Raw genomic sequence first — 4,037 nt, forward strand, 5'->3', positions numbered from 1 at the left:
AAGTGAGCCTTGACGGCGGCGCGACGTGGAACGACGCCACGGTCAGTGGCAGCAGCTGGAGTTACGTCGACGCCACCACCCGCACCGACGGRGAAGTGCAGACGTACCAAGTGCGSGTGCTCGATTACGTYGGCAACGACACCGAGCTCAGTGACAGCCAAGATGTGACCTTTGACATTGACGGCAGTGGCGGCGGCACCGGTACGGGTACCGGCGGCACCAACTCGGGCGTGACGGCGGTCTCTATCGACAGCATCACCGACGACTCGGGTCTGGCGACAGACTTTATTACCAACGATGTGGATGGCATCACCGTCAGCGGTAGCCTGACCGGCACGGTCAACAACGACATCGTCCAAGTGAGCCTTGACGGCGGCGCGACGTGGAACGACGCCACGGTCAGTGGCAGCAGCTGGAGTTACGTCGACGCCACCACCCGCACCGACGGGGAAGTGCAGACGTACCAAGTGCGGGTGCTCGATTACGTCGGCAACGACACCGAGCTCAGTGACAGCCAAGACGTGACCTTTGACATTGTTACGTCGACGCCACCACCCGCACCGACGGGGAAGTGCAGACGTACCAAGTGCGGGTGCTCGATTACGTCGGCAACGACACCGAGCTCAGTGACAGCCAAGACGTGACCTTTGACATTGACGGCAGTGGCGGCGGCACCGGTACGGGTACCGGCGGCACCAACTCAGGCGTGACCGCGGTCTCTATCGACAGCATCACCGACGACTCAGGTCTGGCGACAGACTTCATTACCAACGATGTCGATGGCATCACCGTCAGCGGTAGCCTGACCGGAACAGTCAACAACGACATTGTCCAAGTGAGCCTTGACGGCGGCGCGACCTGGAACGACGCCACGGTCAGTGGCAGCAGCTGGAGTTACGTCGACGCCACCACCCGCACCGACGGGGAAGTGCAGACGTACCAAGTGCGCGTGCTCGATTACGTCGGTAACGACACCGAGCTCAGTGACAGCCAAGATGTGACCTTTGACATTGACGGCAGTGGCGGCGGCACCGGTACGGGTACCGGTGGCACCAACTCGGGCGTGACGGCGGTCTCTATCGACAGCATCACAGACGACTCAGGTCTGGCGACGGACTTCATCACCAACGACGTCGATGGCATCACCGTGAGCGGTAGCCTGACCGGCACGGTCAACAACGACATCGTCCAGGTGAGCCTTGATGGCGGCGCGACGTGGAACGACGCCACGGTCAGTGGCAGCAGCTGGAGTTACGTNCGTACCAAGTGCGGGTGCTCGATTACGTCGGCAACGACACCGAGCTCAGTGACAGCCAAGACGTGACCTTTGACATTGACGGCAGTGGCGGCGGCACCGGTACGGGTACCGGCGGCACCAACTCAGGCGTGACCGCGGTCTCTATCGACAGCATCACCGACGACTCAGGTCTGGCGACAGACTTCATCACCAACGATGTCGATGGCATCACCGTSAGCGGTAGCCTGACCGGTACGGTCAACAACGACATTGTCCAAGTGAGCCTTGACGGCGGCGCGACCTGGAACGACGCCACGGTCAGCGGCAGCAGCTGGAGTTACGTGGATGCGAATGTTCGAGCGGATGGCGATAACGTAACGTACCAAGTGCGCGTGCTCGATTACGTCGGCAACGACACCGAGCTCAGTGACAGTCAAGTTGTGCTCTTTGACACTGATGGCAGTGGTGGCGGCACCGGTACGGGTACCGGTGGCACCAGCTCGGGTATCACTGGTGTTGCGATAGACNCAGACGTACCAAGTGCGCGTGCTCGATTACGTCGGCAACGACACCGAGCTCAGTGACAGCCAAGATGTGACCTTTGACATTGACGGCAGTGGCGGCGGCACCGGTACGGGTACCGGCGGCACCAACTCGGGCGTGACGGCGGTCTCTATCGACAGCATCACCGACGACTCGGGTCTGGCGACAGACTTCATCACCAACGACGTCGATGGCATCACCGTCAGCGGTAGCCTGACCGGCACGGTCAACAACGACATCGTTCAAGTGAGCCTTGACGGCGGCGCGACGTGGAACGACGCCACGGTCAGCGGCAGCAGCTGGAGTTACGTGGATGCGAATGTTCGAGCGGATGGCGATAACGTAACGTACCAAGTGCGCGTGCTCGATTACGTCGGCAACGACACCGAGCTCAGTGACAGTCAAGTTGTGCTCTTTGACACTGATGGCAGTGGTGGCGGCACCGGTACGGGTACCGGTGGCACCAGCTCGGGTATCACTGGTGTTGCGATAGACAGCATCACCGACGATTCAGGTCTAGCGACGGATTTCATCACCAACGACGTCGATGGCATCACCGTCAGCGGTAGCCTGACCGGCACGGTCAACAACGACATCGTCCAAGTGAGCCTTGACGGCGGCGCGACGTGGAACGACGCCACGGTCAGTGGTCTATCTTGGAGTTACGTGGACGCCACCACCCGCACCGACGGGGAAGTGCAGACGTACCAAGTGCGCGTGCTCGATTACGTCGGCAACGACACCGAGCTCAGTGACAGCCAAGATGNGCATCACCGTCAGCGGTAGCCTGACCGGCACGGTCAACAACGACATCGTTCAAGTGAGCCTTGACGGCGGTGCGACGTGGAACGACGCCACGGTCAGTGGCAGCAGCTGGAGTTACGTCGACGCCACCACCCGCACCGACGGGGAAGTGCAGACGTACCAAGTGCGGGTGCTCGATTACGTCGGCAACGACACCGAGCTCAGTGACAGCCAAGAYGTGACCTTTGACAYTGAYGGCAGTGGCGGCGGCACCGGTACGGGTACCGGCGGCACCAACTCAGGCGTGACCGCGGTCTCTATCGATACTATTACTGATGACTCAGGTGCGGCAGACTTTATCACCAATGATGTCGATGGCATCACCGTCAGCGGTAGCCTGACCGGCACGGTCAACAACGACATCGTCCAAGTGAGCCTTGACGGCGGCGCGACCTGGAACGACGCCRCGGTCAGYGGCAGCAGCTGGAGTTACGTCGACGCCACCACCCGCACCGACGGGGAAGTGCAGACGTACCAAGTGCGCGTGCTCGATTACGTCGGCAACGACACCGAGCTCAGTGACAGCCAAGATGTGACCTTTGACATTGACGGCAGTGGCGGCGGCACCGGTACGGGTACCGGTGGCACCAGCTCGGGTATCACTGGTGTTGCGATAGACAGCATCACCGACGATTCAGGTCTAGCGACGGACTTCATCACCAACGATGTCGATGGCATCACCGTGAGCGGTAGCCTGACCGGCACGGTCAACAACGACATCGTCCAAGTGAGCCTTGACGGCGGCGCGACGTGGAACGACGCCACGGTCAGTGGTCTATCTTGGAGTTACGTGGACGCCACCACCCGCACCGACGGGGAAGTGCAGACGTACCAAGTGCGCGTGCTCGATTACGTCGGCAACGACACCGAGCTCAGTNGTCGATGGCATCACCGTCAGCGGTAGCCTGACCGGCACGGTCAACAACGACATCGTCCAAGTGAGCCTTGACGGCGGCGCGACGTGGAACGACGCCACGGTCAGTGGTCTATCTTGGAGTTACGTGGACGCCACCACCCGCACCGACGGGGAAGTGCAGACGTACCAAGTGCGCGTGCTCGATTACGTCGGCAACGACACCGAGCTCAGTGACAGCCAAGATGTGACCTTTGACATTGACGGCAGTGGCGGCGGCACSGGYACGGGTACCGGYGGCACCAGCTCAGGCGTGACMGCGGTCTCTATCGATACTATTACTGATGACTCAGGTGCGGCAGACTTTATTACCAACGATGTGGATGGCATCACCGTCAGCGGTAGCCTGACCGGCACGGTCAACAACGACATCGTTCAAGTGAGCCTTGACGGCGGTGCGACGTGGAACGACGCCACGGTCAGTGGCAGCAGCTGGAGTTACGTCGACGCCACCACCCGCACCGACGGGGAAGTGCAGACGTACCAAGTGCGGGTGCTCGATTACGTCGGCAACGACACCGAGCTCAGTGACAGCCAAGA

General features: G+C 61.1%; 2 protein-coding genes. Both read left to right on the forward strand.

Features of this window, described 5'->3' with window-relative positions; translation table 11 throughout:
* The coding region (locus tag L1D11_RS22335) for a hypothetical protein (protein ID WP_239862805.1) at positions 1–644 on the forward strand (644 nt) is incomplete at its 5' end.
* A gap of 2,971 nt (positions 645–3,615) precedes the next feature.
* Positions 3,616–4,037: hypothetical protein (locus L1D11_RS22340; protein ID WP_239862807.1), on the forward strand; the 422-nt coding region annotated here is incomplete at its 3' end.

The organism is Vibrio sp. Isolate32 (assembly GCF_022397955.1).
In the GTDB taxonomy this organism is placed as follows: Bacteria; Pseudomonadota; Gammaproteobacteria; order Enterobacterales; family Vibrionaceae; genus Vibrio.